22 protein-coding genes and 1 tRNA gene are annotated in these 25,377 nt (G+C 46.7%); 4 read left to right on the top strand and 19 right to left on the bottom strand.

What is annotated here, in order from left to right:
• Window positions 1–26 precede the first annotated feature (26 nt).
• The 4 genes from tig to ispD all read right to left on the bottom strand — a co-directional run bounded on the left by tig (window position 27) and on the right by ispD (window position 2,870).
• Window positions 27–1,364, bottom strand: coding sequence for a trigger factor (tig, locus tag ICN11_RS03005; RefSeq protein ID WP_216229085.1), 1,338 nt, complete (start codon window positions 1,362–1,364; stop codon window positions 27–29).
• Window positions 1,365–1,421: 57 nt separating this feature from the next.
• Window positions 1,422–1,508, bottom strand: a tRNA-Leu gene (locus tag ICN11_RS03010).
• A gap of 81 nt (window positions 1,509–1,589) precedes the next feature.
• On the bottom strand, window positions 1,590–2,093 hold the full coding sequence (ispF, locus tag ICN11_RS03015) for a 2-C-methyl-D-erythritol 2,4-cyclodiphosphate synthase (protein ID WP_216229086.1): 504 nt from the start codon (window positions 2,091–2,093) through the stop codon (window positions 1,590–1,592).
• A gap of 27 nt (window positions 2,094–2,120) precedes the next feature.
• Window positions 2,121–2,870, bottom strand: a complete 750-nt coding sequence (gene ispD / locus ICN11_RS03020; protein ID WP_216229087.1) for a 2-C-methyl-D-erythritol 4-phosphate cytidylyltransferase — start codon at window positions 2,868–2,870, stop codon at window positions 2,121–2,123.
• 23 nt (window positions 2,871–2,893) lie between these two features.
• Between ispD and mfd the strand changes: the two genes are divergently transcribed.
• Together mfd and serB are read left to right on the top strand one after the other, a co-directional pair.
• Window positions 2,894–6,448: a transcription-repair coupling factor gene (mfd, locus tag ICN11_RS03025; RefSeq protein WP_216229088.1), complete on the top strand. Its 3,555-nt coding sequence runs from the start codon at window positions 2,894–2,896 to the stop codon at window positions 6,446–6,448.
• 19 nt (window positions 6,449–6,467) lie between these two features.
• Window positions 6,468–7,358 carry a phosphoserine phosphatase SerB gene (serB, locus tag ICN11_RS03030; protein ID WP_216229089.1) on the top strand — a complete coding sequence of 297 codons (891 nt, stop codon included), beginning with the start codon at window positions 6,468–6,470 and terminating at the stop codon, window positions 7,356–7,358.
• Between the two features lie 38 nt (window positions 7,359–7,396).
• Here the strand turns inward: serB and ICN11_RS03035 are convergent, their stop codons facing one another.
• From ICN11_RS03035 to ICN11_RS03065, 7 genes are all read right to left on the bottom strand, one after another.
• Entirely contained in the window at window positions 7,397–8,581 is a 1,185-nt protein-coding gene (locus ICN11_RS03035) for an acetyl-CoA C-acyltransferase family protein (RefSeq protein WP_216229090.1), read from the bottom strand.
• Between the two features lie 79 nt (window positions 8,582–8,660).
• Window positions 8,661–10,019 carry a 30S ribosomal protein S12 methylthiotransferase RimO gene (gene rimO, locus ICN11_RS03040; protein WP_216229091.1) on the bottom strand — a complete coding sequence of 453 codons (1,359 nt, stop codon included), beginning with the start codon at window positions 10,017–10,019 and terminating at the stop codon, window positions 8,661–8,663.
• A 2-nt stretch (window positions 10,020–10,021) separates the two neighbouring features.
• The gene (gene phaR, locus ICN11_RS03045; RefSeq protein ID WP_216229092.1) at window positions 10,022–10,582 is read right to left on the bottom strand and encodes a polyhydroxyalkanoate synthesis repressor PhaR; all 561 of its coding nucleotides are present in this window, start codon (window positions 10,580–10,582) and stop codon (window positions 10,022–10,024) included.
• 117 nt (window positions 10,583–10,699) lie between these two features.
• The gene (locus ICN11_RS03050) at window positions 10,700–11,440 is read right to left on the bottom strand and encodes a 3-ketoacyl-ACP reductase (protein ID WP_216181466.1); all 741 of its coding nucleotides are present in this window, start codon (window positions 11,438–11,440) and stop codon (window positions 10,700–10,702) included.
• A gap of 21 nt (window positions 11,441–11,461) precedes the next feature.
• Window positions 11,462–13,096, bottom strand: coding sequence for a class I poly(R)-hydroxyalkanoic acid synthase (gene phaC, locus ICN11_RS03055; RefSeq protein WP_216229093.1), 1,635 nt, complete (start codon window positions 13,094–13,096; stop codon window positions 11,462–11,464).
• A 108-nt stretch (window positions 13,097–13,204) separates the two neighbouring features.
• Window positions 13,205–13,978: a peptidoglycan editing factor PgeF gene (gene pgeF / locus ICN11_RS03060; RefSeq protein ID WP_216229094.1), complete on the bottom strand. Its 774-nt coding sequence runs from the start codon at window positions 13,976–13,978 to the stop codon at window positions 13,205–13,207.
• Complete coding sequence (locus ICN11_RS03065; RefSeq protein WP_216229095.1) at window positions 13,962–15,002, bottom strand: RluA family pseudouridine synthase; 1,041 nt, start codon at window positions 15,000–15,002, stop codon at window positions 13,962–13,964. Before ICN11_RS03065 ends, pgeF begins: the two co-directional genes overlap by 17 nt.
• Before the next feature lie 20 nt (window positions 15,003–15,022).
• Between ICN11_RS03065 and ICN11_RS03070 the strand changes: the two genes are divergently transcribed.
• Complete coding sequence (locus tag ICN11_RS03070; RefSeq protein WP_216229096.1) at window positions 15,023–15,895, top strand: outer membrane protein assembly factor BamD; 873 nt, start codon at window positions 15,023–15,025, stop codon at window positions 15,893–15,895.
• A gap of 38 nt (window positions 15,896–15,933) precedes the next feature.
• Here ICN11_RS03070 and alr read toward each other — a convergent pair whose 3' ends face one another.
• On the bottom strand, window positions 15,934–17,034 hold the full coding sequence (gene alr / locus ICN11_RS03075; protein WP_216229186.1) for an alanine racemase: 1,101 nt from the start codon (window positions 17,032–17,034) through the stop codon (window positions 15,934–15,936).
• 74 nt (window positions 17,035–17,108) lie between these two features.
• Between alr and lplT the strand changes: the two genes are divergently transcribed.
• Window positions 17,109–18,428, top strand: coding sequence for a lysophospholipid transporter LplT (gene lplT / locus ICN11_RS03080; protein ID WP_216229097.1), 1,320 nt, complete (start codon window positions 17,109–17,111; stop codon window positions 18,426–18,428).
• 9 nt (window positions 18,429–18,437) lie between these two features.
• Here lplT and ICN11_RS03085 read toward each other — a convergent pair whose 3' ends face one another.
• From ICN11_RS03085 to meaB, 7 genes are read right to left on the bottom strand one after another with little or no spacing between them, the layout of a single operon-like run.
• Window positions 18,438–18,992, bottom strand: a complete 555-nt coding sequence (locus ICN11_RS03085) for a hypothetical protein (RefSeq protein WP_216229098.1) — start codon at window positions 18,990–18,992, stop codon at window positions 18,438–18,440.
• A gap of 2 nt (window positions 18,993–18,994) precedes the next feature.
• A complete protein-coding gene (gene rimI, locus ICN11_RS03090) occupies window positions 18,995–19,540 on the bottom strand; it encodes a ribosomal protein S18-alanine N-acetyltransferase (RefSeq protein WP_216229099.1) in 546 nt (181 codons plus the stop codon).
• Window positions 19,533–20,255 carry a tRNA (adenosine(37)-N6)-threonylcarbamoyltransferase complex dimerization subunit type 1 TsaB gene (tsaB, locus tag ICN11_RS03095; RefSeq protein WP_255539866.1) on the bottom strand — a complete coding sequence of 241 codons (723 nt, stop codon included), beginning with the start codon at window positions 20,253–20,255 and terminating at the stop codon, window positions 19,533–19,535. Before tsaB ends, rimI begins: the two co-directional genes overlap by 8 nt.
• A gap of 17 nt (window positions 20,256–20,272) precedes the next feature.
• Complete coding sequence (locus ICN11_RS03100; RefSeq protein WP_216229100.1) at window positions 20,273–20,737, bottom strand: VOC family protein; 465 nt, start codon at window positions 20,735–20,737, stop codon at window positions 20,273–20,275.
• 8 nt (window positions 20,738–20,745) lie between these two features.
• Complete coding sequence (gene accC, locus ICN11_RS03105; RefSeq protein WP_216229188.1) at window positions 20,746–22,770, bottom strand: acetyl-CoA carboxylase biotin carboxylase subunit; 2,025 nt, start codon at window positions 22,768–22,770, stop codon at window positions 20,746–20,748.
• 26 nt (window positions 22,771–22,796) lie between these two features.
• Entirely contained in the window at window positions 22,797–24,329 is a 1,533-nt protein-coding gene (locus ICN11_RS03110) for an acyl-CoA carboxylase subunit beta (protein WP_015421081.1), read from the bottom strand.
• 9 nt (window positions 24,330–24,338) lie between these two features.
• Complete coding sequence (meaB, locus tag ICN11_RS03115; protein ID WP_216229101.1) at window positions 24,339–25,364, bottom strand: methylmalonyl Co-A mutase-associated GTPase MeaB; 1,026 nt, start codon at window positions 25,362–25,364, stop codon at window positions 24,339–24,341.
• Window positions 25,365–25,377: the final 13 nt, after the last annotated feature.

The following is a 25,377-nucleotide window of genomic DNA, read 5'->3' on the forward strand; positions in this document are numbered from 1 at the left end:
GTGATCAGGCCTTTATTAATTAATACTTAGTTGAGCTTGCTGAGTTCTTCGAAGGTAACTGCTTTATCGATCACTTTAGCTTGCGAAGTGAAATGCTTAATCACGTTGTCTTCCAGCACCAAGTTCTCGATATCTTTAAGGCGGCTTGGATTGCTGTAGAACCAACGCACTACTTCTTTAGGATCTTCGTATGTAGCAGCTTGTTCATCAATTTCAGCTTTGATTTGATCTGCAGTTGCAGCCAAGTTTTGCTGCTTAACCAAGTCACTCAAAATCAAACCGAGGCGAACACGCTTGAGGGCTTGCTCAGCAAACATCTCAGCAGGAATCGGTGCGTCTTTTGCATTAGGAATGCCACGCTGCATTAAGTCTTGACGTGCAGACTCAACTAAGCGCTCTTGCTCTTGAGCAACCAAAGATTTTGGTGCATCGAGTTCGCAAAGACTGTTGAGCTTCTCCATTACTTCGCCTTTTAACAAGGAAGTAATACGACGTTTTGTTTCGCGATCTAAATTCTCTTTGACTTCTTCACGCATTTTGGCAACGCCACCTTCAGTAACGCCCAAAGACAATGCAAACGCATCATCAATTGCTGGCAGGTGCGCCCAATTTACTGACTTAACAGTAATAGTGAAGTCAGCAGTCTTGCCGGCTACATCTTTACCGTGGTAATCCGTTGGGAAGCTTAATGGGAAAGTCTTGCTCTCACCCGCTTTGAGGCCCAATGTAGCAGCTTCAAATTCTGGGAGCATGCGACCTTCACCAAGAACGTACTCAAAGTTTTCAGCTTTACCGCCAGCAAATTCAACGCCATCGATTTTGCCAACGAAGTCGATTACAACCTGGTCGCCAGCTTGAGCAGCTGTGTTTGCACCGCCATCACCATGAGCACCAGCTACGCCACGTGGATGGTAATGAACTTGCTGCTTGCGCAATACATCTAATGCGCGATCAATTTCTGCATCGGAAATGTCAGTTGTGTACTTAGTCACTTCTGCTTTGCTGAAGTCACCAATCTTCACTTCTGGTAACACTTCAAAGTAAGCATCGAACACAATTTTGTCTGCGTCTAATTCAGATTTTGGGTCAAGGCGTGGTTGGCCAGCCAAAAGGATTTTTTCTTTTTGAGCTAAGTCATAGAACAGCTCAGAAGCTTTATCGAACTGAAGCTCGAAATCCACTTGCATGCCGTATTGCTTTTCAACCATGCTCTTAGGCACTTTGCCTGGACGGAAGCCTGGGGCTTTCATGGTCTTACCCAATTTAGCCAAACGGTCTTCTCTTGCCTTAGCCAAATCGGCACGAGCGAACTCTAAGGTCACTTTGCGGTCTAACTGACCTAAATTTTCTATCTGCACAGCCATTCTCGTCTCTTATTTGAAAATCGGAATATGTGAAGCCCAAGCCAAGTAGTTATCTTGTGGTGCGAGGAGGGGGACTCGAACCCCCACACCATTGCTGGCGTCAGGACCTAAACCTGGTGCGTCTACCAATTTCGCCATCCTCGCGCGAATTCCGCAAACACTACCGAGCTAAAGCTTCACTCTAAAGACCGTAATTCTACAATGCTTAGTGGTTTTGGAGGATATTTAGGCCTTGTAGAGCAGAGCCACCGCATGGACTGCAATGCCCTCACCTCTGCCTAAGTGCCCAAGGGATTCATTGGTTTTGGCCTTCAGGTTGACATGGCTTGGCGTGACAGCTAAATCTGCCGCGATATTGCGGACCATATCAGGCAAAAAAGTGGCTAATTTGGGCTTTTGGCAAATAATCGTCGCATCGACATTACCCACCTGAAACCCGGCAGCCTGAACCTTCTGAAGAGCGGCTCTGAGCAAAATTCGGCTATCCATATCCTTAAACTGGGGATCAGTATCTGGAAATAGCTGGCCAATGTCATTCAATCCAGCAGCGCCCAACAGGGCATCGGTTAATGCATGTAACAAGGCATCCGCATCCGAATGCCCTAATAGGCCTTTATCACTGGGGACATGAACACCACCCAAGATTAACTTACGATCCGCAACTAAGGCATGAACGTCATAACCTTGACCAATACGAAACTGGGGAATGTGAGGAGCGCTTGAAGTCATTGAGTTGTCGTTATAGATTCAGAGGGTTTATTTGCGGGAGGCCTGCAAGATGGTTTGCATCAAATCCCAATCCGCTGGGTGGGTTACTTTGAAGTTGCGAGTGGCACCCTCTATTAATAATGGGCTAGAGCCTGAGAGTTCCATTGCACTTGCCTCATCGGTAATGTCGGCCTCTAGTCGAATACCCTCTTCAATTGCATCATGCAGACGCTTTAAGCCAAACATCTGGGGCGTTTGTGCCTGCCAAAGATGATCTCTAGAAATCGTCTTCATCGACCTATTGGGATTGCCGGCAATTGCGGAGTTGGCATCAGCCATTTTTAATGTATCGGCTAAAGGAATTGCCAAAAGACCGCCCTCACCAGCTTGAGTGACAGCACGAATCAGTTTTTGAATCAGCTCGGTAGAAATGCCAGGTCGGGCAGCATCATGCACAAGCACCCAGTCTGTTTCCGGAATTCCCGCCTTAAGCATGGCTGCCAAAGTATTTCTGACGGTTTCTTGACGGGTTGGGCCGCCGCTTGGGAGAAATTGAATAGAGGCAGACTTATTGGAGAGTGAGCTCAGAATAGGATTGTCGACAAAGCCGGAGCTAACACCCACCCAAATAGAGGCAATCTCCGGGGTAGCAGCAAAGGCTTCCAAGGCATAGGCCAGCATGGGTTTGCCCGCTAATTCCTGAAACTGCTTTGGCAAGACTCCACCAAGTCTGGATCCTGCTCCAGCCGTGGGTAACAAGGCGTGACATTGGGGAGAAGATTGATTTGCCGGGCGCATACCTGATTCTATAATGAGCGCAGATGTCTGATGCATTAAAACTAGCACCCCCCATACCCGTACCCCGGGCTGGGCAGCGCTTTACCTTTTCAGGGCTCGTTGGCTCATCAGATGCTGCATTAATAGCCCAATCTGCCCTGCGGTACCGATCTGAATTCTCAGTCATGGTTATTTTCTGCGCTCAGGCGCAGGAAGCCCAGCGTCTGTTAGAAGAAATCCCAGCCTTTGCCCCACAGCTCAAGACGCGTTTATTGCCTGACTGGGAAATTCTGCCGTATGACCATTTCTCACCTCACCAGGATTTGGTCTCAGAACGCTTAGCAACGCTCTATGAATTACTCAACGGCAGTTGCGACATTGTCTTGGTGCCCATTACCACCGCTTTACAAAGACTCGGACCACCAAACTTTTTATCTGGCCATACTTTCTTTTTTAGACAAGGTGACAAGCTTAATGAGGCGGCACTAAAACTTCAGTTGCAGCAAGCTGGATACGATCCTGTAAGCGCAGTAATGCGCCCTGGTGAATATAGTATTCGCGGCGGACTCATTGATTTATTTCCGATGGGCTCTAGTCTGCCTTATCGCCTTGATCTCTTTGGTGATGAGATTGAGCAAATTCGAGCTTTTGATCCAGATACCCAGCGCAGCCTCTATCCGGTTAAAGAAGTTCGTCTATTACCGGGACATGAATTTCCATTTGATGATGCTTCACGTACCGCCTTTCGCGGCAGATGGCGCGAGGTATTTGAAGGCGATCCAACGCGTTGTTCAATTTATAAAGATGTCAACCTAGGAATTCCTAGTGCTGGTATCGAATCGTATTTACCCCTTTTCTTTGAAGAATCATCGACAGTCTTTGATTACTTCCCCCGCTCAGGCGATCCCGTCTGGCTAGTAAGCATCGGTGATGTTGAAGAATCTATTAAGGGCTTCTGGAAGGACACGCTTTCTAGATATGAATTCTTAAAGCATGATCTTGATCGCCCCATTCTTCCACCAGCAGAGTTATTCCTGGATGTGGATCAATTCTTCACAGCAGCCAAACCCAATGCGCGTCTGGCATTGGATAAAGAGGCGGATAAAGAATCAAAAGCTGCTCCGCAATTTTTAGCTGTTCCTGATTTAGCGGTTCATCGTCGTGATGCTGATCCAATGAATCGCTTGCGCGCTTTGGTTTCTCAAGAAAAAGTGCGCGTACTTATTTGTAGTGATAGTAATGGCCGTAAAGAATCCATTCGCCAACTCTTTGAGGAGAGTAATTCAGTTGCTGGACAAAATGGCAAACCGCTCTACCCACTAAAGCCAGAAGGCTTTGAAGGTATTGCTGACTTTATTAAGAGTGATGCTCTATTTGGCTTGGTCACAGCGCAACTCTTTAACGGCTTTACATGGCCAGCTGAAAACCTCGTCGTGGTTACCGAGGCTGAGCTATTCACCACCACAGCACGTCAACGACGTAAAGGCAAGGAGAGTGAGAGCGCCGATCCGGATATGCTCTTTAAGGACTTATCTGAGCTCAAGATTGGTGACCCCGTTGTTCACACAGATCATGGCATTGGTCGCTATCAAGGTTTAGTGCTACTCAATTTAGCACCACCCAAAGAAGAGCCCATTTTTGAAGAGTTCCTGCACTTGGTTTACGCCAAAGATGCAACCCTGTATGTACCAGTGCAACAACTACAGATGGTGACCCGATATGCAGGCTCTGATCCTGACTCAGCACCATTGCACCAGTTGGGTTCTGGTCAGTGGGATAAGGCAAGACGTAAAGCTGCACAGCAAATTCGAGATACCGCTGCTGAGCTATTAAGCCTGTATGCAGCAAGAGCGATTCGCAAAGGTCATGCCTTTGAGTTCTCAGCTCATGACTACGCAGCCTTTGCTGAAAGCTTTGGCTTTGAAGAAACACCAGATCAAGCAAATGCGATTGCTGCAGTGATCGGTGATATGACTAGCGGTACACCGATGGATCGACTGGTGTGTGGCGATGTAGGATTCGGCAAGACCGAGGTTGCCCTGCGCGCCAGCTTTGTTGCGGTGATGGGTGGTAAACAAGTGGCCATCTTGGCGCCAACCACCCTGCTCGCAGAACAACATGTCGCAACCTGGAAGGATAGATTTGCCGATTGGCCTGTGCGCATTGTTGAGCTCTCGCGATTTAAAACCACCAAAGAAATTAATGCCGCATTAGAGGCGATCGCTAAAGGCGAGGCTGACATCATCATTGGCACACATAAGCTTCTTTCAAAAGAAACTCAATTTGCCAACTTGGGATTGGTGATCGTAGACGAGGAACATCGCTTTGGAGTGCGTCAAAAGGATGCGCTCAAGGCATTGCGCGCTGAAGTCGATATCCTGACCCTGACAGCAACACCTATCCCAAGGACACTGGGCATGGCCATGGAAGGCTTGCGTGAGTTCTCGATCATTGCGACGGCACCCCAGAAACGTTTGGCCATCAAAACTTTTGTGCGGCGAGAAGGTGACGGCGTTATTCGTGAAGCAGTGCTTCGGGAGATTAAGCGTGGTGGCCAGGTCTACTTCCTCCACAATGAAGTGGAAACAATTCAAAACCGTAAGCATGCATTGCAAGAGCTTATTCCAGAGGCTCGTATTAGCGTTGCCCACGGTCAAATGCATGAGCGTGAACTGGAATCGGTCATGCGTGAGTTTGTGACTCAGCGCACCAACATCTTGTTATGCACCACCATTATTGAAACGGGTATTGACGTTCCGACTGCTAATACCATCATCATGCATCGCGCAGATAAATTTGGATTAGCCCAGCTACATCAATTACGTGGTCGCGTTGGACGCTCCCATCACCAGGCCTATGCCTATTTGCTAGTTCCGGACCCTGAGGCACTCAGTAAGCAGGCGCAACTACGTTTAAATGCTATTCAAGCCATGGAAGAACTAGGGTCCGGTTTCTATTTGGCGATGCATGATTTAGAAATCCGCGGCGCAGGTGAAGTCCTAGGAGATAAACAGTCTGGTGAAATTCATGAAATTGGATTTCAGCTGTATACCGAGATGCTCAATCGCGCAGTTAAATCCCTGCGAAGCGGCAAAGAGCCAGATCTACTATCTCCGCTGCAGGCAACTACTGATGTCAATCTCGGCGTACCTGCACTCTTCCCAAATGACTATTGCCCCGATGTTCATGAACGCCTTTCCATGTACAAGCGTTTCGCCGGTACAAATGATTTCTCCGAACTCATGGGATTACGTGAAGAACTGGTAGATCGCTATGGTGATTTGCCTGACCAAGCTAAATCCCTATATGAAACCCATCGACTACGCCTAGAAATGGCTGGCTTTGGAATCAAGAAGATTGATGCTAGCCCAGCATCGATTCAGATCCAGTTCATACCCAATCCTCCGATTGACCCGATGAAGATCATTCAATTGATTCAGTCATCCAAATACATTCAACTCAATGGGCAGGATAAGTTAAAAATTCTTCCCCAAAAAGAGAAGGATTTTGAGAAACTAGAGCAACGTCTAGACCATATCCGGAAAATTCTCAGAAGCCTCAATGAGTCCGCCATGCTCAATACTGTTCAAGCAAATTAATTACTGATCGTCAATGCCTATGTCTAAGCACCTTACTCTTGTAGCAATTGCTAATATCCCAATCACTTCACAATTAAATATTGCATTGATTGCGCATGCAAAAGTTTTAGGTATTGAGATTGCCAAGGACGGCAATGAACAAAGTCATTTGAAGTATTTCACTGCCCGCTGGACTTGCTCTCAAGCTTTACTTCCGGAAGCAAGAGTTGCTATGCGTGATATTGCTGCTGCGCATGATGCGGACTTAGCTTTTCTTTCCCCAGGATTTAATCCAGGTGAAGTGAAGGTGCTGGCAATGGATATGGACTCGACCCTGATCAATATTGAGTGCATTGATGAGATTGCAGACTTCACAGGCAAGAAAGCTGCCGTTTCAGAAATCACTGAAGCCACTATGCGCGGTGAAATTAAAGACTTTAAAGAAAGTTTGCGCAGACGCGTAGCCCTTCTGGAAGGCGTATCCGCCAATGTATTGGAGTCAGTCTATCGCGAACGTTTGCGACCTAACCCTGGTGCCACTGAATTGCTAGCTGGGGCAAATGCTAAAGGCTTGTATACCTTACTAGTTTCTGGAGGCTTCACTTTCTTTACCCAAAAGCTTCAGCAGGAGTTGGGCTTTAAGCAAACCCAAGCAAATACTCTAGAAATCATTAATGGCAAGCTGACAGGTAAAGTCATTGGCGATATCGTTGATGGCGCAGCGAAAAATGCTTATCTAGAGCAAGCCTGCGCATTGATGAATTGCAAAAAAGGTAACTCCATCACCATGGGTGATGGATCAAACGACCTGCCAATGATGCACAGATCTGGAATCAGTATTGCCTATAAAGCAAAACCAATCGTCAAAGAAAAAGCCGACGCGGCTTTTGACCGAGTCGGCTTGGATGCTGCTTTACTGCTCATTGCCTAAAGCACTTGGCTTAGGATAGAGCAGCAAATGAGCGCTGATTACAGGCGCTCAAAAATAGTTGCGATACCTTGACCACCACCAATACACATTGTGACCAAAGCATATTTGCCTTGAACACGATGCAGTTCATGAATAGCTTTAGTCGCAATAGCGGCACCAGAGCAACCAATTGGGTGACCCAATGCAATTGCTCCACCGTTGACATTAGTCTTGGCTGGATCTAAACCTAAGCCTTTAGCAACTGCTAAAGCTTGTGCAGCAAACGCTTCATTGGATTCAATCACATCGATTTGATCCAATTTCAGGCCAGCACGCTCCAGAGCAATCTTAGTTGCCGGGATTGGGCCTTCACCCATGATGTGGTTAGGTACACCAGCAACAGCGTAAGACACTAGGCGGGCGATTGGCTTATGACCAGCCTTCTTAGCGGCTTCAGCTTCTGCCAATACAAAGAATGCTGCACCATCATTAATACCTGATGCATTACCTGCAGTTACGCTACCACCCTCTTTTTTGAAGACCGCTTTCATCTTCGCCAAAGTTTCCATAGTGGTATCTGGCTTGCAATGTTCGTCTGTATCAAACACAACATCACCCTTACGAGTTTTGATGGTGATTGGAACGATTTGAGATTTGAAGCGACCCTCTTTGATTGCGTGTGCAGCACGACGATGTGATTCCACTGCGAGAGCATCTTGCTCTTCACGTGTGAGCTTCCACTTTTCAACGAGGTTCTCTGCAGTAACACCCATATGACCAACACCAAATGGATCCGTCAAAACAGAAACCATCAAGTCAATCATTTTGGTATCGCCCATGCGAGCACCGCTGCGCATTGCTGGTGAACCGTACATACCGCGTGACATCACTTCAACGCCACCACCGATACCGTAATCGCAGTCACCCAACATAATTTGTTGAGCAGTAGACACAATCGCTTGCAAACCAGAACTGCACAAACGATTTAAAGCCATGGCAACCGATTCCATAGGCAGGCCAGCTTGGATAGAAGCTACACGAGCTACATAGGCGTAACGGTTATCTGTAGGGATAGTGTTACCAACAGTAACGTAATTAATTAAAGCTGGATCCACTCCAGAGCGCGCAACCGCTTCCTTCATCACGATACCGCCGAGCTCACATGGCTCAAGGCTGCTCAATGATCCATTGAATGTGCCAATTGCAGAACGTACAGCACTTAAAACGACGACATCACGACTCATAACAATCCCCTTTACGGTACCTAATTAGGCAAAATAATGACCCTGATAACAGGTCAAAACACTATTTTTATTCCAATAGTCAAGTTTCGGCTATTAGGTCATGCCCTTGGGAGCTAATCACCGTCACTTTGATGATTTCACCGGCACGATAGCGCTTAGAAGGCTTGCTAGGGGGTAAAACCCGCACTAAACCATCAATTTCAGGGGCATCGCCAATAGTTCGGCCAATTCCACCCGATTCATCCACGCGGTCTATGATGACCTGAATACGTTTGCCTATTTTTTTAGCAAGTCGTTTGGTCGAGATTTCCTCAGCCTTGGCCATAAAGCGGGCTCGGCGATCTTCGCGCAATGCATCTGGAACTGGGTTATCCAAGGCATTGGCAGTTGCACCATCAACCGGTGAATAAGCGAAACAACCGGCACGATCTATTTGAGCCTCACCCAGGAAATTCAAAAGATACTCAAACTCTTCCTCAGTTTCACCAGGAAAGCCCGCAATAAAAGTGCTACGAATTACCAAATCTGGACATGCAGCACGCCATGCCTGAATGCGCTCTAAATTCTTTTCCCCGCTAGCAGGACGCTTCATGCGCTTAAGCACATCTGGATGCGCGTGTTGCAAAGGAATGTCTAGATAAGGAAGTACGCCATAACCATGATCAGAGAACTCGGCCATTAAAGGTAGAACATCATCAACATGTGGGTATGGGTAAACGTAATGTAGGCGAACCCAAGCTTGATGCTCTCTGGCAATTTGATTTAAAGCATTTACCAAATCAAACATGCGTGTCTTGACTGGTTTGCCATCCCAAAACCCAGTACGGTATTGAATATCTACACCATAAGCACTCGTGTCTTGAGAAACAACCAATAATTCTTTTACGCCGGACTCAAATAATTTTTTAGCCTCAAGCAGCACTTCACCAATCGGACGCGAAATAAGATCACCGCGCAAACTAGGAATAATGCAGAAAGTGCAACGATGATTGCAACCTTCGGAAATCTTAAGGTACGCATAATGCTTTGGCGTGAGCTTCACACCAATCGGCGGTAGTAAATCAGTAAATGGATCGTGAGGTTTTGGCAGATGCAAATGAATAGCCTGCATCACCTCTTGCGTGGCATGTGGGCCAGTAACAGCAAGGACTTTAGGGTGAATACTCTGAATAAGATCACTACCATCAGCATTTTTACGAGCACCAAGACAGCCCGTAACAATCACCCTGCCATTCTCGGATAAGGCCTCACCAATCGCAGCAAGACTTTCCTCAACAGCAGAGTCAATAAAGCCACACGTATTAACAACCACAAGATCTGCGCCTGAGTAATCCTTGGAAGTTTCGTAACCTTCGGCACTTAATTGCGTGAGGATGAGCTCAGAATCAACCAGCGCCTTGGGGCATCCCAGGGAAACAAAACCAACTTTACCCGCCACAACTATTCTTTTTCTGTTGAGTTAGGCTGACCTGGAAATGGGAAACCTTTAAATATGGTTGGGGAGTTTTGCATTTGTTCTTGCATCTTCACAAATAAATCTTTGCTTTGCTCCATGTAGTTACCCATCAAACCCTGCATCATTGGGTTTTGAAGGTTCATCATCTTGGCCCACGCCTCAGGGGTACTACCAGCACCTAAGCCTTGAGTTTGATCGCCTAACTTATTGTGAATATCAACAAAGGACTGCATAGTCTTTTCAAGATAGCTACCCATCAAACCTTGCATGGAGTTTCCATAAAAGCGAATGATTTGAGAAAGCATTTGAGTTGAAAATACCGGCGCTCCGCCAGCCTCTTCTTCCAAAATAATTTGTAGCAAGATATTGCGCGTTAAATCATCTTCAGTTTTTGCATCAACAACGCTAAAAGCATCGCCAGCCATTACTAAATTTTTGATATCAGCCAGCGTGACATAGGTGCTGGTTTGGGTGTCATATAAACGACGATTGGGGTATTTCTTGATCAAGCGGCTATCGCCGGCTTTTTTTGAACGTGTGGCCATGTAATTTTTTTCCTAACTCTCGGTACTGCAATGCAACATCGGCATAGTTTATCCCTAGTTTGACCTAAAGGTAAATATGCCGATGAGCACACTACTAAAACTGCATTTTTAAGGTGTTTAGCCCGTATGCAGACCCCCATTCAAGGAGAAATCAGCACCAGTGGCATAACCACCATCGTCAGAGGCGATCCAGCAGCAAATGGAAGCAATCTCTTCTGGAGTACCCAAACGCTTCACTGGAACACCAGCAACAATCTTCTCTAGAACATCTTCACGAATAGCCTTGACCATGTCTGTACCAATATAACCAGGAGAAACTGTATTTACAGTAACGCCTTTAGAGGCCAGCTCTTGTGACAAGGCCATCGTAAATCCGTGCAAACCTGCTTTAGCTGTGGAGTAGTTAGATTGACCAAACTGGCCCTTCTGACCGTTTACTGATGAGATATTGATAATGCGACCCCATCCGTTATCAGCCATGCCATCAACTACTTGCTTGGTCACATTGAACAAAGAATTGAGGTTGGTATCAATCACTGCCTTCCACTGCTCTGGAGTCATTTTGCGGAAGACGCTGTCTTTAGTAATACCAGCGTTATTCACCAAAACATCAACACGCCCTACTTCAGCTTTAACTTTATCGAATGCAGCAACAGTACTGTCCCAATCGGAAACGTTACCCTCAGAAGCAATGAAGTCATAACCCAGAGCTTTTTGCTCGCCAATCCAGCGATCTTTACGCGGGGAGTTTGGACCGCAACCAGCGATAACTTTAAAGCCATCTTTGGCGAGACGTTGACAAATAGCAGTGCCAATGCCACCCATACCACCAGTTACGTATGCAATTTTTTGAGACATGTATTACCCCTTATGAAAATATTATTGAGCAGCTGCGGATACTTTTTCTTTCACGTACTTACCAGGTGCCGCTCCTAGTTTTTTGTACTGTGCATTACCGAACGTTTTGCTAGCTTTAATTTTTTTGCCACCAAATTGTTCTAACCATTGAGCGTAGTTAGGCCACCAACTACCCTTAATATCTTTAGCTGCAGCTAACCACTCATCTGCTGTCTTAGCTAACTTATTGTTTTCAAAATAATGACGCTTATTTTTTGCTGGTGGATTAATCACTCCAGCAATATGTCCTGACGCTCCTAAGACAAATCGATTCTTGCCCTTCAAAATATGGGTAGATTCATAAGCCGATTTCCAGGGCACGATATGGTCATCATGCGATGCATAAATATAAGCTGGGACCGTGATTTTGCCTAAGTCAACCTTTTCACCACACACGGTAAGCTTGCCTGGTTTAATCAATTCATTTTGTAGATAGGTATGGCGTAGATACCAGCAGTACATTGGACCGGGCAAATTGGTAGAGTCACCATTCCAATAGAGCAAATCAAATGGCGGTGGAGAATTTCCCTTTAAGTAATTCTCAACAACATAGTTCCACACCAAATCATTTGGACGTAAGAAAGAGAATGTATTACCAAGATCCAATCCAGACATCATGCCGAAATGACCGCCCTCACCGCCAATAGTGCTTTCTCGTAACTTGACCATGCCCTCATCAATAAAGACATCCAGAATGCCGGTATCGGTGAAGTCCAATAGCGTGGTGAGTAAGGTTAAGCTGGCAACGTAATCTTTTTTACGAGCTGCTAATACAGCTAATGCAGTGGAAGTTAATGTTCCACCAACGCAGAAGCCGAGCACATTAATCTGATCCGTCGCTCCAATTTCCCTGGTTACCTCAATTGCTTTAATGACACCTTCGCCGACGTAATCATCCCAGGTAACTTTAGACATGGAGGCATCAGGATTTTTCCAGGAAACCAAGAAAACAGTATGGCCTTGCTCAACCATGTAACGCACAACAGAGTTATCAGGTTGCAAATCCAATATGTAGTACTTATTAATACAGGGTGGCACCATTAAATATGGGCGCTCATAGACTGTGTCAGTCAGTGGCGTGTATTGAATCAACTCAAAGAGATCATTGCGAAATACCACCTGACCTTCAGTTGTTGCAATATTCTTTCCAACTTCAAAAGCACTTTCATCGGTTAATGAAACTTTGCCTTTTTTCAAATCCCCAAGCAAGTTCACTATTCCATTTTGAATAGACTGACCCTGTGAGCTAATAATGTTTTCAAGAACCTCAGGATTGGTTGCGATAAAGTTCGACGGGGATAAGGCATCAATCATTTGCTCTGTGGTGAATAAAATTTTGACCTTAGTTTTTTCATCTGCATCAACTGCTTTGGCAAGAGATAGCAAATGCTTAGAGTTCAACAAATAAGTTGCGGCAATCATCTTGCTCCAAGACGAATGCCAAGCCTTCCCAGAGAAGCGACGATCTTTTACTTCAATAGATTCTGGATTGGTTCCAAGGTGCGCAAATTCGGCGAAGTATTCTTTTTGAATTTCTGCCAAACGCTCTGGTGGAATTAACGCCATGTGGTGTGGAGCCAATGATGGCGCAACACCTGTATTCATACCTGCAAACATAATGATCTCGTAAAGTTATTGAGACCATTCTCCATCTATCAGGCTGGAAGGGTTATACGCACTAACCCTAGCCCTAGGGCTAAGCTAGTAATAACCCCGAGTTTATGTCTAGGCAGATATCCAAATCAAGGAAGCAAAACGGCCGGTTTCTTTATCTCTGCGATAAGAAAAGAATCTCTCTGAATCGTTGAAGGTGCAAAAGTCGCCACCATCAATTTGCTCGATACCCAATGAGCGCAAACGATCTCGGGCTAGTAAATATAAGTTTGCCAGGTACTTTCCGGGGCTAGCAACAATTGGCGTAAATGCCTTTGACAGAATATCTAGGCCTTGGGGAGCGAAAGCCTGCAGCACATCTTCACCCACCTCAAATGCGGTTGGACCTATGGCGGGACCCATCCACACAACAATATCTTTTGGACTCAAGCCTGGTGATATGGCAAGCATTTCTTGAAGGGTATTTTCAAGAACACTACCACTTAAACCACGCCAACCAGCATGTGCTGCCCCAATAACTCCCCCACTCTTGCTTGCAAACAATACCGGCATGCAATCCGCAGTCAGAATCGCTAGGACCTCATTTGGAATATTGGTGACGGCAGCATCTGCCTCAAATGGTCTGCCACTGGAAGCGTTCCTGTTGATTGGAGTGCTTACAGTCGCACCATGAATCTGTTTAAGCCAAAGTGGTTCAGTTGGAAGATGTGATCTAACGATGATGCGGTTTTGGAGAACATCCGCCGAATCATCGCCCGCATTCAACCCAAGGTTGAGAGTATTAAATGGTGACTTGCTGACACCGCCATGGCGAGTTGTACAAAAGGCCCTTACTTGCTGCGGTGCAACCCAGCTCGGCTCAATCAGATTAATTGCGTTGATCATTTTTGATGGATGCCATTAGCGCCTCTTCTTTAGGCAGATCTTCCTCAGTCATACCCACCAGTGGCAATAAATCGATTAAATCTTGTGGGGGTAGCCTAAACCAGGTCATCACTTCATGCGTTGCTGGGTGTTGCAGACTAAGAGCGTAAGCATGCAATGCCTGGCGATTTAAAGGCAATGTCTTAGCTGCGCCAGGGGTACGTTTGCGATAAACAGGATCACCTAAAAGTGGAAAACCCAAGGATTCCAAGTGAACCCGAATTTGATGGGTGCGGCCTGTCTCTAGTCGGCACTCCAGCAAAGCCGTAGGACTTTCAGCAAAAACGCCTTTAGCCAAGCGTCGAAATAGTGTTGCTGCAGGCTTGCCCTGGGGTGAGCCAGCTGCCATTTTGAGGCGATCACGCTGATCACGGCCAACGCTTGCTAATACCTTGCCCTGTGATGGGGCATCACCCCAAACCCAAGCGAGATAACGTCGACCTACTGTTCTCTCCTGTAGCTGCCTTACCAGGGAGGTTTGGGCGATATCCGTGCGGGCCACCACCATTAATCCAGAGGTATCTTTATCCAAGCGGTGCACAATTCCGGCCCTTGGGAGCAGTTTTAGCTCTGGAAAGCGATGTAATAGGCCATTTAACAAAGTGCCCGTCCAATTACCAGCTGCAGGATGGACCACTAGGCCAGCGGGCTTATTAATGACAATGACCGTGTCATCCTCATAAACGACATCTAAGGGGATATCTTCTGGTGCAAAAGCAAATTGTTCCGGCATTTCTTGTGGAAAGACCTTAATACTCTCGCTTCCACGGAGCAAATGGCGGACTTTAGTGACCTTTCCATCAACCGTAACGGCCCCAGCCTCAACCCAGGCCTTAAGTCGATTTCGCGAATAATCAGGCAAAGCACCACCAAGGAACTTGTCCAAACGCTCTCCACTGACCTCAGGGGGAACTTCTAGGGCAATGAAATCCTCATCATCGATATAATCAATGGGATTCGAATCGGGAGTATGCGGCAATGCCACGCTTAAAGAGCCTTTTAGTTATGTCGGACGTTATTACAGACGCCAGTTTAAGGCTTGCTGCCACTGTTGGGTCATCTTCTAGGAAATCACTTGTTTCCCTATTTGTTGGAGCTGGCGTTGCATGCTTAGTTCTCAGTGGGTGCGCTGGTAGTGACGGTCAAAAAGATGATGCGGATATTTGGTCAGAAACAAAGCTCTACTCTGAGGCAACCGACAAACTGAAAGATGCTGATTATGCAAAGTGCGGCAAGTACTTTGAAAAGCTAGAGGGACGCTTCCCTTTTGGCCCCTATTCTCAGCAAGCGCAAATTAATGCAGCCTATTGCTACTGGAAAGCACAAGAACAAGCGCAAGCTCAAGTTGCCATCGATCGCTTCATTAAGCTTCATCAAGGAAGTCCAAATTTAGATTACGGCTACTACCTCAAGGGCTTGATTAGCTTTAATGATGACCTGGGTTGGCTTGGTAAATTTACCGGACAAGATTTAAGTGAGCGAGATCCTAAGGCAGCTAAGGAAGCTTTTGAATCATTCAAAGTCGTTGTTGAGCGTTTCCCTGATAGTAAATATGCGCCCGACTCTTTGGATCGTATGCGCTATATCGTGAACTCTTTAGCAGAGGCTGACGTGATTGTTGCTCGCTTCTACTATCAACGTGGCGCCTATCTAGCATCGGCCAATAGAGCGCAACTTGTTATTCGTGATTACGATCGCGCACCTGCTGTTGAAGAAGCGCTCTACCTTCTAACGAAGTCTTATGAGAAGCTAGGCATGACTGACTTGAGTAATGATTCGCTGCGCGTATTCAAGCTCAACTTCCCTGATAGCCAGATGATGGTTACTGGCCAACGCGTTCAAAAAGAGCGCCGTTGGTGGCAGATCTGGAATAAGTAAATTTAAATAAGGTGCGTGCTATCAAGTAGCACAGCGCCTTACTTGATTACTACGGGCACCCGTTGTGCCAATGCGCAAATAAGTTCATAGCCAATGGTTCCGCTCATCTGAGCCACATCGTCCACCGGCACTTCTTGACCCCATAGCTCAACCACACTACCGATTTTGGCATTGGGTGCTTCACGCAAATCAATCGTTAGCATGTCCATTGATACACGCCCAACAATCGGACAAATCACGCCGTCACCTTGTGCATCAGCAGCATCAACCCAAACTGGTGTGCCATCTTCCGCATGACGCGGGTAGCCATCAGCATAGCCACAAGCAATTACACCGATACGCATATCTTCCGGAGCTTGGTAGCGGCCACCATAGCCAACATGATCACCCTTCTTTAATTCTTGAATGTCGATGATTTCACTGCGGAGCTGCATAACTGCTTGAAGTTCAGAACGAACAATGTCGGCATGCACTCCAGTAGGTGAAACGCCGTACAACATAATTCCTGGGCGAACCCAATCACCTAGCGCATTGCGATGCCAGAGTATTGCCGCTGAATTCGCTAAGGAGCTTGGAGCTTCCAAGCCCTCAATTGCTTGCTCAAAACAGTCCAGCTGCTCACCTACCGATGGCGCTTGATCGACTTGATCTGCATTAGCAAAATGGGTCATGTGATGAAGGTGATAACCAGCCGCATGTAGGCGGTGAAAAGCTGTCCGGTATTGCTCCGGCCTAAAGCCAAGGCGATTCATGCCGGAATTCAGCTTCAAAAAGAGATTGATTGGGTGACCCGAATGATTAACAAAAGACTCCAGCCATGCGACTTGCTTCTCACTATGAACCACCAAATCACATCGGAGCTTACTTGCTAACTCAAGCTCTTCTTGACTAAAAAGGCCCTCCAAAAGCAGGATGCGGCCTTCCCACCCATGATCTCTGAGCCATTGTGCATCTGCAATATCCAGCAAGGCAAAACCATCGGTAGACTCCAGCCCTTTAAATGCGGCCTCAAGACTGTGCCCATAGGATTTAGCCTTTACAACCGACCAGATTTTGGATTCCGGGGCGAGTTCACGAATACGACCTAAATTATGACGAAAGGCATCAGTGTGTATAGTTGCCAAAATTGGCCTATTTATCAAGCGATTAGCCGACGAGCTCATATCCACCCCTCCTTTCATGTTTTAATTACATTAATGACTAGATTGTACGAATGAACCGTAGTTTTTACATCATTATGGCGGCGCAATTTTTTTCGTCGCTTGCTGATAACGCATTGCTGATCGCAGCAATCGCCCTCTTGGTCCAGCTTAACGCTCCGGCCTGGATGACTCCTTTACTCAAATTATTCTTCGTTCTCTCTTATGTATTGCTGGCAGCCTTTGTGGGGGCCTTTGCTGACTCCCGGCCCAAGGGCAATGTCATGTTCATCACCAATACGATTAAGTTTTTTGGCTGCGTAGTAATGCTCTTTGGCAGCCACCCTTTGCTGGCCTATGCCATTGTTGGCCTTGGGGCTGCTGCCTACTCACCAGCCAAATACGGCATCCTGACCGAGCTACTCCCCCCGGAAAAGCTGGTTGCAGCCAATGGGTGGATTGAAGGCCTTACCGTAGGCTCGATCATTATGGGCACCGTACTTGGGGGTGTCCTGATTAGCAAGTCTGTATCCCAAAGTCTTTTGGGGTTTGATATGCCCATCCTTGAGACCAGCATTGATACTGCCGCAGAATCAGCAATCATGATCATCATGATGATTTATGTGCTGGCTGCCCTAATCAATTTACGCATTCCAGATACCGGGGCGCGCTATGAGTCCCAGAAAACCAATCCGATTGAGTTGGTAAAAGATTTTGCTGTTTGCTTTAAGACCCTCTGGGATGATCGCCTTGGACAGATCTCCTTGGCAGTGACCACCCTATTTTGGGGTGCTGGCGCTACCTTGCAGTTTATTGTGATTAAGTGGGCTCAAGTTGCCTTGCATATGACCTTATCCCAAGGAGCGATTCTTCAGGCAATCTCTGCGGTTGGCGTTGCCGGAGGGGCTGTTTGGGCAGCTTGGCGCGTACCTCTACGTAGCTCCCTCAAAGTCCTTCCTTATGGCATTGCCATGGGTCTTGTGGTCTGCGTCATGGCAATCTACAACTCAGACATGCTGCCCAATACAACGCTTTGGACTATTGGTAAGTTTGAGATCTCCCTAAACCTATTGCCAGCTTATTTCTTATTGATATTGGTTGGTTGGCTGGCTGGTTACTTCGTGGTGCCAATGAACGCACTGCTTCAACATCGTGGGCACGTTCTGATGTCTGCCGGTCATTCCATTGCCGTGCAAAACTTTAATGAAAATATTTCAGTGTTGATGATGCTCTTAATCTACTCTGGATTAATTTGGCTGGATGCTCCGATTCAGGCGGTAATTATTGGCTTTGGTGTCGCTGTAAGCGCAATTATGTGGCTAGTGATTAAACGTCATGCTTCCAATCAAGCTGAATATGACTCAATGCATTTAATTGGCGAGCACAAGCACTAAGCGGAAGGCTTAGATATTTTGCAATACTGATTTAGCAAGCAATAAATCCTGCCAAAATAGCGCCTTATCTTTTGGTCTAGCAATCAATTGATTTAACTCAAAAGTCGCAATCAGCGGTAGATCCTCTGCGCCATCAGCATTAATAGCTAAGACTGTTTCGCGAAGCTCTGGAAGAGCATCACGTTCACCCGATAATTTTTGAGCGGCTGAGCCACCAAAAGCTACAGCAACTATCGGAGCTCCATCTTGCGGCAACAATTCCGGATTGAACTTATCCGCAGGATTTTTCCAAGACCATTCTTGTGGGGTTAAACCCAGAACACGAATGATGTTCTGAAAAAGCACTTCTGCGTCACCTTGAGGTTTGCTACCAAAAAACCACCATATTCCAGAAGAGGTTCGCTCGCGTGCTTCTGAGGCAACAGGGGCTGAAGTAGCCAGTGGATCAGCATCCTGGGTAAGCACTTCTGCAGAAGCCATTACTTGAGTTTGCGCTGGAATAGCATCCCGTGAAGTCCACTCGGTAATACCCATCTCTTTCAGAAAGGCAGAATTTGCACTCATGTTCATGCCTCAAGCTTAATCGATTTAGCCAAAACCAGAGCATCTTCACGCAATCCGCTTGCCGCATCAACTGGGTAATAGTTTTTGCGCAAACCAATCTGTTCGTATCCCAGGCTTTGATATAGTTTTAAGGCTGCATCGTTGCTGGGGCGAACCTCAAGAATAATCCGAGGCATTTTTTGCTGCGCTGCTACACCCTCGATTGCATTCATCATTTTTATGCCAATACCTAGACGACGCAATTTTGGAGAAACGGTAATGTTCAGGAGATGCAACTCATCTACCGCCGGAAATAAAATGCAGTAAGACCAAAGCACTTCTGGATCCAAATAACTACCCTTAACTGTATCTGTCAATTGAGGTCGCACACAGTATGCCCAATGACCAGCAGCAAGTGAATCTGAAAAATTACCCTTTGTCCATGGATGAATGTGCGAAACAGATTCAATGGCTAGAACAGAATCTAAATCTGCTACCGTCATGGGTAGAAATGAGAGCTCTGATACTCCTTCGGTACTGGAGTGCAAGGAATCGATGTTATCAACCATGTTGCTGAATTCGTTCCGCAGTAGTCAATGCCACCTTGTTTCGAATATATAGAGGCTCCAGTAGATGTACATCTTGCTGCAGGCCTTTACCCCACATTTCCTCCGCACAAGCCAAAACGCCTAGAGCATTCACTCCGATAGCGGAATCAAGATGAGTACTGGCTAATGGATGTGAAGTGTTGGTAAATAGTCGATCACCAAATTCTAGAAGCGCACTGCCCGCTAGAAAATCAATATTTGAAAGCTCCAATGCCTCTGGTGGCGTCAGATGTATTTCTCCCTGCCGCTGAGGCAATTGATTGGCCAGAATCTTGTAGCTAGCCCAATAAACCTCTTCCATGCGGGCATCAACTGCAATGACAAATGATTGAGCCCCCGAAGAAATAAATGCTGGAGTTAGAACGAGTTGACTAGCAATGGCATCTAGACTCGCTACAGGTAAAACTGGCAGCCTTGTCGCAATAGCGAGCCCCTGAACAGCAGCAACACCTAAGCGCACCCCCGTGAAAGCTCCAGGGCCATTACCAATCGCAATTGCATCTAAAGCGGAAAGCTCTATCGAAGCTTCGGATAGCAACGCTTCCACCCAAGGCAATAAGAGCTGGCTAGCGCCAGCCGACACTTTTTGGTGGCGAACTAAAGGCGCGGCATCAGGTAAAGATAAAGCCACCGAACACCAAGCTGAGGAGGTGTCGATGGCCAATATACGGGTCAATTTAGACTCTCTAGATTCTATGAACTCAGACCCACAATGATATCTGGTGGCGCCTGAACTAGCTCAATCAATACGCCCTCACCACAGAACGGAAACTCCTCATTGCCCTTCGGGTGAACAAAGGTGATGTCATGCCCCGCAGCACCCTTACGAATACCGCCTGGGGCAAAACGCAGACCCTGAGCCGACAACCATTCAACAGCCTTTGGTAGGTCGTCTACCCATAGGCCAATGTGATTTAAAGGGGTCTGATGAACAGCAGGCTTCTTTTCAATATCGAAGGGTTGCATGAGATCAACTTCAATCTCATGAGCCCCTTTGCCAATCGCGCAAATATCTTCATCGACGTTTTCACGCTCAGAGACAAAAGTACTCTTGTATTCAAAGCCCAATAACTCAACCCAAAGCTTACGGAGGCGATCTTTATTCTCGCCACCGATAGCAATTTGCTGAATTCCTAAAATCTTGAATGGTTTAGTCATAACCAGCCTTATTCAAAACGAATGATCAACTGATCAACTGCCAAGCTTTCACCAACATTGGCGCAGATCTCGGCAACAACGCCGTCTTGTCCAGCAACGAGTGTGTTTTCCATTTTCATGGCTTCAATGGCAGCCAATTTCTGACCGGCAGTAACTGCTTCGCCAACCTTCACAGAAATATTGGTCAATAGACCAGGCATTGGAGACATGACTAACTTTGAAGTATCTGGCGGAACCTTAACCAACATGCGACGTTGAAGTTCAGCACCTAGAGGGCTTAAGACCATACATTCGTAATGCGCACCATCTAAGACAAGTGCGTATTTAACACCTTTACGCTCTACTTGTGCAGTGATCTTGTGCGTGCCATTGATGGTTGCACGTAGGCAAAGCTCACCTGGACGCCAATTGCTAACGATGTTGTAACGACTAACATCGCTCTCTTCTTCTATGTAGACAGAGTAGACGCCATCTTTCAGATCAACGCGAACAGGAATCTCTTGAATCTCTTCGCTTGAACCTACTCGTGAGCCAGTAACCACGACAAACTTCTTCGCAATCGTCATTTCATGCCCGGCCAATTGGCCGTCAATCATCTTGATGTGCTCAAGGTAGCGATAGCGCATAAATGCTGCTAAGGCTGCTAAACGCTTCGGATCAGCTGGCTGAACAGAATCCTTTTTGAAACCATCTGGATACTCTTCAGCAATAAAGCCGGTAGTAAAGTCACCTGATACAAATCGTGGATGCTGTAAAAGCGCTGCCTGAAAAGGAATGTTTGAATGAATGCCACGAATGACAAAGTCATTCAGTGCAGCACGCATCTTCTCAATAGCTTCAGTGCGATCCTTGCCGTGAACAATCAACTTCGCAATCATCGAGTCGTAGTACATCGGGATCTCGCCGCCCTCATAGACGCCAGTGTCTACGCGTACACCATCCAACTCCTCTGGTGGACGATATTTCACTAATCGGCCAGTAGATGGCAAGAAGTTACGGAATGGATCATCAGCATTAATACGGCACTCCATTGACCAGCCATCAAGCTTAATATCTTCCTGCTTAAATGCCAGCTTCTCACCTGCAGCTACACGAATCATTTGCTCAACTAAATCCAAGCCGGTAATCCCTTCGGTTACTGGATGCTCCACTTGCAAGCGGGTATTCATCTCGAGGAAGTAGAAAGACTTGTCTTTACCAACCACGAACTCGACTGTACCGGCAGATTGATAGTTCACAGCCTTTGCCAAAGCAACGGCTTGCTCACCCATTGCCTTGCGGGTTGCCGGATCAATAAATGGTGATGGGGCCTCTTCAATCACTTTTTGATGGCGACGCTGAATCGAACAATCACGCTCACCCAAATACACCACGTTGCCATGTGAATCACCTAGAACCTGAATCTCAATATGGCGAGGGCCTTCAACAAACTTTTCAATGAAGATACGGTCATCACCAAAGCTATTCATTGCCTCTGTTTTACAGGCAGCAAAGCCTTCAGCAGCCTCTTTATCATTAAATGCAACACGCAAGCCCTTGCCACCACCGCCTGCTGATGCCTTGATCATCACCGGGTAACCGATGCCTTGGGCGATCTTGACTGCTTCTTCAGTTGTATCAATCGCTTCGTTGTAGCCAGGAATGGTATTAACATTAGCTTCTAAAGCAAGCTTTTTGGAGGCGATCTTATCGCCCATGGCTGCAATAGACTGATGCTTTGGTCCAATAAATACAATACCTTCTTCTTCGCAGCGTTTAGCAAACTGTTCGTTCTCAGATAAGAAACCATAGCCTGGATGAACCGCTTCAGCGCCAGTGTCTTTACAAGCCTGAATAATGCGATCCATGACTAAGTAGGACTCGCGTGAAGGAGCCGGCCCAATACAAACCGCTTCATCAGCCATTTGCACATGACGCGCCTCTTTATCCGCCTCAGAATAGACGGCTACCGTCTTGATGCCCATCTTCTTGGCGGTTTTCATTACACGGCAAGCAATCTCACCGCGGTTTGCAATCAAAATTTTCTTAAACATTTTCGTAGTCATGATTTGTCGGCGCCTTAGAGGGGAATGTTGCCGTGTTTACGTGGTGGGTTTGTGAGTTCTTTATCTTTCAGCATCGCCAAAGAACGTGAGATACGCTTACGTGTCTCATGCGGCAAAATCACATCATCAATGTAGCCACGTCGACCTGCCACAAATGGGTTTGCAAACTTCGCTTTGTACTCAGCTTCACGTGCGGCAATTTTTGCTGGATCCGATTTTTCTTCACGGAAGATAATTTCAACGGCACCTTTAGGGCCCATTACTGCAATTTCAGCAGAAGGCCAAGCGAAGTTCACGTCGCCACGTAAATGCTTAGAGGCCATCACGTCATAGGCTCCACCATAGGCTTTACGTGTAATCAGCGTCACTTTAGGAACGGTGCAATCAGCATAGGCGTAAAGCAACTTCGCACCATGCTTAATGATGCCGCCGTATTCTTGCGATGTACCAGGCATAAATCCAGGCACGTCAACCAATGTGACAACAGGGATATTGAAGGCGTCACAGAAGCGAACAAAACGAGCAGCTTTAATAGATGCTTTGATATCTAAGCAACCTGCCAAAACTAAAGGCTGGTTAGCAACGATACCAATTGAGCGACCTTCCATGCGCGCAAAACCGATCAAGATGTTCTTTGCGTAATCAGGTTGGAGTTCGAAAAATTCGCCATCATCAACAATCTTCTCAATCAACTCTTTCATATCGTAAGGTTGATTTGGATTGCTTGGCACCAATGTATCAAGTGAGAAATCAGGCTCTTCAGTGCGCTGCGCCCCATTGATCATGGGTGGCTTTTCGCGATTAGATAAAGGCAAATAGTTGAAGAAACGACGGAGCATCATGATGGCATCAACGTCATTATCAAAAGCCAAATCACATACACCTGAAATAGTGGAATGAGTTACCGCACCACCCAACTCTTCTGCAGTAACATCCTCATGCGTCACTGTCTTAACCACTTCTGGGCCAGTCACAAACATGTAAGAGCTGTCCTTCACCATGAAGATGAAGTCAGTGAGTGCTGGTGAATACACAGCGCCACCAGCTGATGGACCCATGATTAAAGAGATTTGAGGAATCACGCCAGAGGCAGTCACATTGCGCTGGAAAATCTCAGCATAGCCGCCTAAGGAAGCTACACCCTCTTGAATACGTGCGCCACCAGAGTCATTTAAACCAATCACTGGAGCGCCAACTTTGAGCGCTTGGTCCATGATCTTGCAAATCTTCTCGGCATGCGCCTCTGAAAGAGAGCCACCTAAGACAGTAAAGTCCTGTGAGAATACAAATACCAAGCGGCCATTAATCATGCCGTAACCAGTAACAACACCATCACCTGGAACAGTTTGGTCAGCCATGCCGAAATCGTGGCAACGATGCTCAACGAACATATCCCACTCTTCAAAGGTGCCAGCATCTAGCAAGAGTTCAATACGCTCGCGTGCAGTAAGCTTGCCTTTGGAATGTTGAGCGGCAATACGCTTTTGCCCGCCACCTAATCTGGCAAGTTCGCGCTTTGCTTCAAGCTGTTGAATGATTTCCTTCATAACTACTCCTTAGAAAAATTCGTGTCCCATTGCTTCGAGTAAACGTCTCGCAGCAACAGAAGCGGCCATGGTTCCTTGATTTACCTCGGCACTCAGACCAGGTAAAAGTGTTTGTACTGCTGGGTGATTCTGAAAAGCATTCTTAAGGCCAGCATCAATGCGATCCCACATCCATGCTCCAGCCTGCTGTTTACGGCGCGATTGCAATTTGCCATTCGCGTTTTGCAGTTTCTGAAAATGCAGAATTTTTTCCCACAATTCAGATACGCCATTACCCTCTAGAGCGCTTAAGGTCATTACCGTAGGATGCCAATACTCTTGATCGTGCGAGGCGTGATCTGGGTTGCCCTGAAAACCCAAAAGGCGTAGAGAGCTCGTAATAAATAATTGTGCGCGCATAGCGGCGTCTGGATCGATATCAACCTTGTTGATCACAATCAGATCGGCAATTTCCATGACGCCTTTTTTAATCGCCTGCAGGTCGTCGCCAGCATTGGGTAATTGCAATAGCAAGAACATGTCTGTCATGCCAGCAACTGCAATTTCACTTTGACCAACACCAACGGTTTCAACAATCACAATGTCAAATCCTGCGGCTTCAGCAACCAACATCGCTTCACGCGTTTTCTCAGCAACGCCGCCTAATGTGCAAGATGATGGGCTCGGACGAATAAAGGCCTTATCTAGTACTGATAACCTCTCCATCCGCGTCTTATCGCCCAATATCGAGCCGCCAGATAGACTGGAAGAAGGATCAATGGCTAGAACGGCAACACGATGCCCCTTCTCAATTAGATACAAACCAAGAGTTTCAATTAGGGTGGATTTCCCAACTCCAGGCACACCAGAGATTCCCAGGCGAAATGATTTGCCTGTCTTTGGCAATAAGGTATTGAGGACATCATCCGCACGCTTACGATGATCCATGCGAGTAGATTCAAGCAAGGTGATGATCTTGGCCAAGGCCCGACGCTGCGCCGATGATGGTGCACCGGTGAGATCATTCACCAAAGCTTGGTCAACTGCATTTAGCATGCTGATGTCTTCG

Source organism: Polynucleobacter sp. 78F-HAINBA (assembly GCF_018882325.1).
Lineage (GTDB): Bacteria > Pseudomonadota > Gammaproteobacteria > Burkholderiales > Burkholderiaceae > Polynucleobacter.

Bases quoted from the DNA above. Each gene is read 5' to 3' on its own strand.
- phaR (WP_216229092.1), bottom strand. From the start codon at position 10,582: ATGGCCACACGTTCAAAAAAAGCCGGCGATAGCCGCTTGATCAAGAAA.
- phaC (WP_216229093.1), bottom strand. From the start codon at position 13,096: ATGTTTGCAGGTATGAATACAGGTGTTGCGCCATCATTGGCTCCACAC.
- ICN11_RS03110 (WP_015421081.1), bottom strand. From the start codon at position 24,329: ATGAAGGAAATCATTCAACAGCTTGAAGCAAAGCGCGAACTTGCCAGA.
- lplT (WP_216229097.1), top strand. From the start codon at position 17,109: ATGAACCGTAGTTTTTACATCATTATGGCGGCGCAATTTTTTTCGTCG.
- serB (WP_216229089.1), top strand. From the start codon at position 6,468: ATGTCTAAGCACCTTACTCTTGTAGCAATTGCTAATATCCCAATCACT.
- ICN11_RS03035 (WP_216229090.1), bottom strand. From the start codon at position 8,581: ATGAGTCGTGATGTCGTCGTTTTAAGTGCTGTACGTTCTGCAATTGGC.
- ispD (WP_216229087.1), bottom strand. From the start codon at position 2,870: ATGCGCCCGGCAAATCAATCTTCTCCCCAATGTCACGCCTTGTTACCC.
- pgeF (WP_216229094.1), bottom strand. From the start codon at position 13,978: ATGATCAACGCAATTAATCTGATTGAGCCGAGCTGGGTTGCACCGCAG.
- ispF (WP_216229086.1), bottom strand. From the start codon at position 2,093: ATGACTTCAAGCGCTCCTCACATTCCCCAGTTTCGTATTGGTCAAGGT.
- rimI (WP_216229099.1), bottom strand. From the start codon at position 19,540: ATGGTTGATAACATCGATTCCTTGCACTCCAGTACCGAAGGAGTATCA.
- meaB (WP_216229101.1), bottom strand. From the start codon at position 25,364: ATGCTAAATGCAGTTGACCAAGCTTTGGTGAATGATCTCACCGGTGCA.
- ICN11_RS03085 (WP_216229098.1), bottom strand. From the start codon at position 18,992: ATGAGTGCAAATTCTGCCTTTCTGAAAGAGATGGGTATTACCGAGTGG.
- ICN11_RS03100 (WP_216229100.1), bottom strand. From the start codon at position 20,737: ATGACTAAACCATTCAAGATTTTAGGAATTCAGCAAATTGCTATCGGT.
- ICN11_RS03070 (WP_216229096.1), top strand. From the start codon at position 15,023: ATGTCGGACGTTATTACAGACGCCAGTTTAAGGCTTGCTGCCACTGTT.
- ICN11_RS03050 (WP_216181466.1), bottom strand. From the start codon at position 11,440: ATGTCTCAAAAAATTGCATACGTAACTGGTGGTATGGGTGGCATTGGC.
- tig (WP_216229085.1), bottom strand. From the start codon at position 1,364: ATGGCTGTGCAGATAGAAAATTTAGGTCAGTTAGACCGCAAAGTGACC.
- mfd (WP_216229088.1), top strand. From the start codon at position 2,894: ATGTCTGATGCATTAAAACTAGCACCCCCCATACCCGTACCCCGGGCT.
- accC (WP_216229188.1), bottom strand. From the start codon at position 22,770: ATGTTTAAGAAAATTTTGATTGCAAACCGCGGTGAGATTGCTTGCCGT.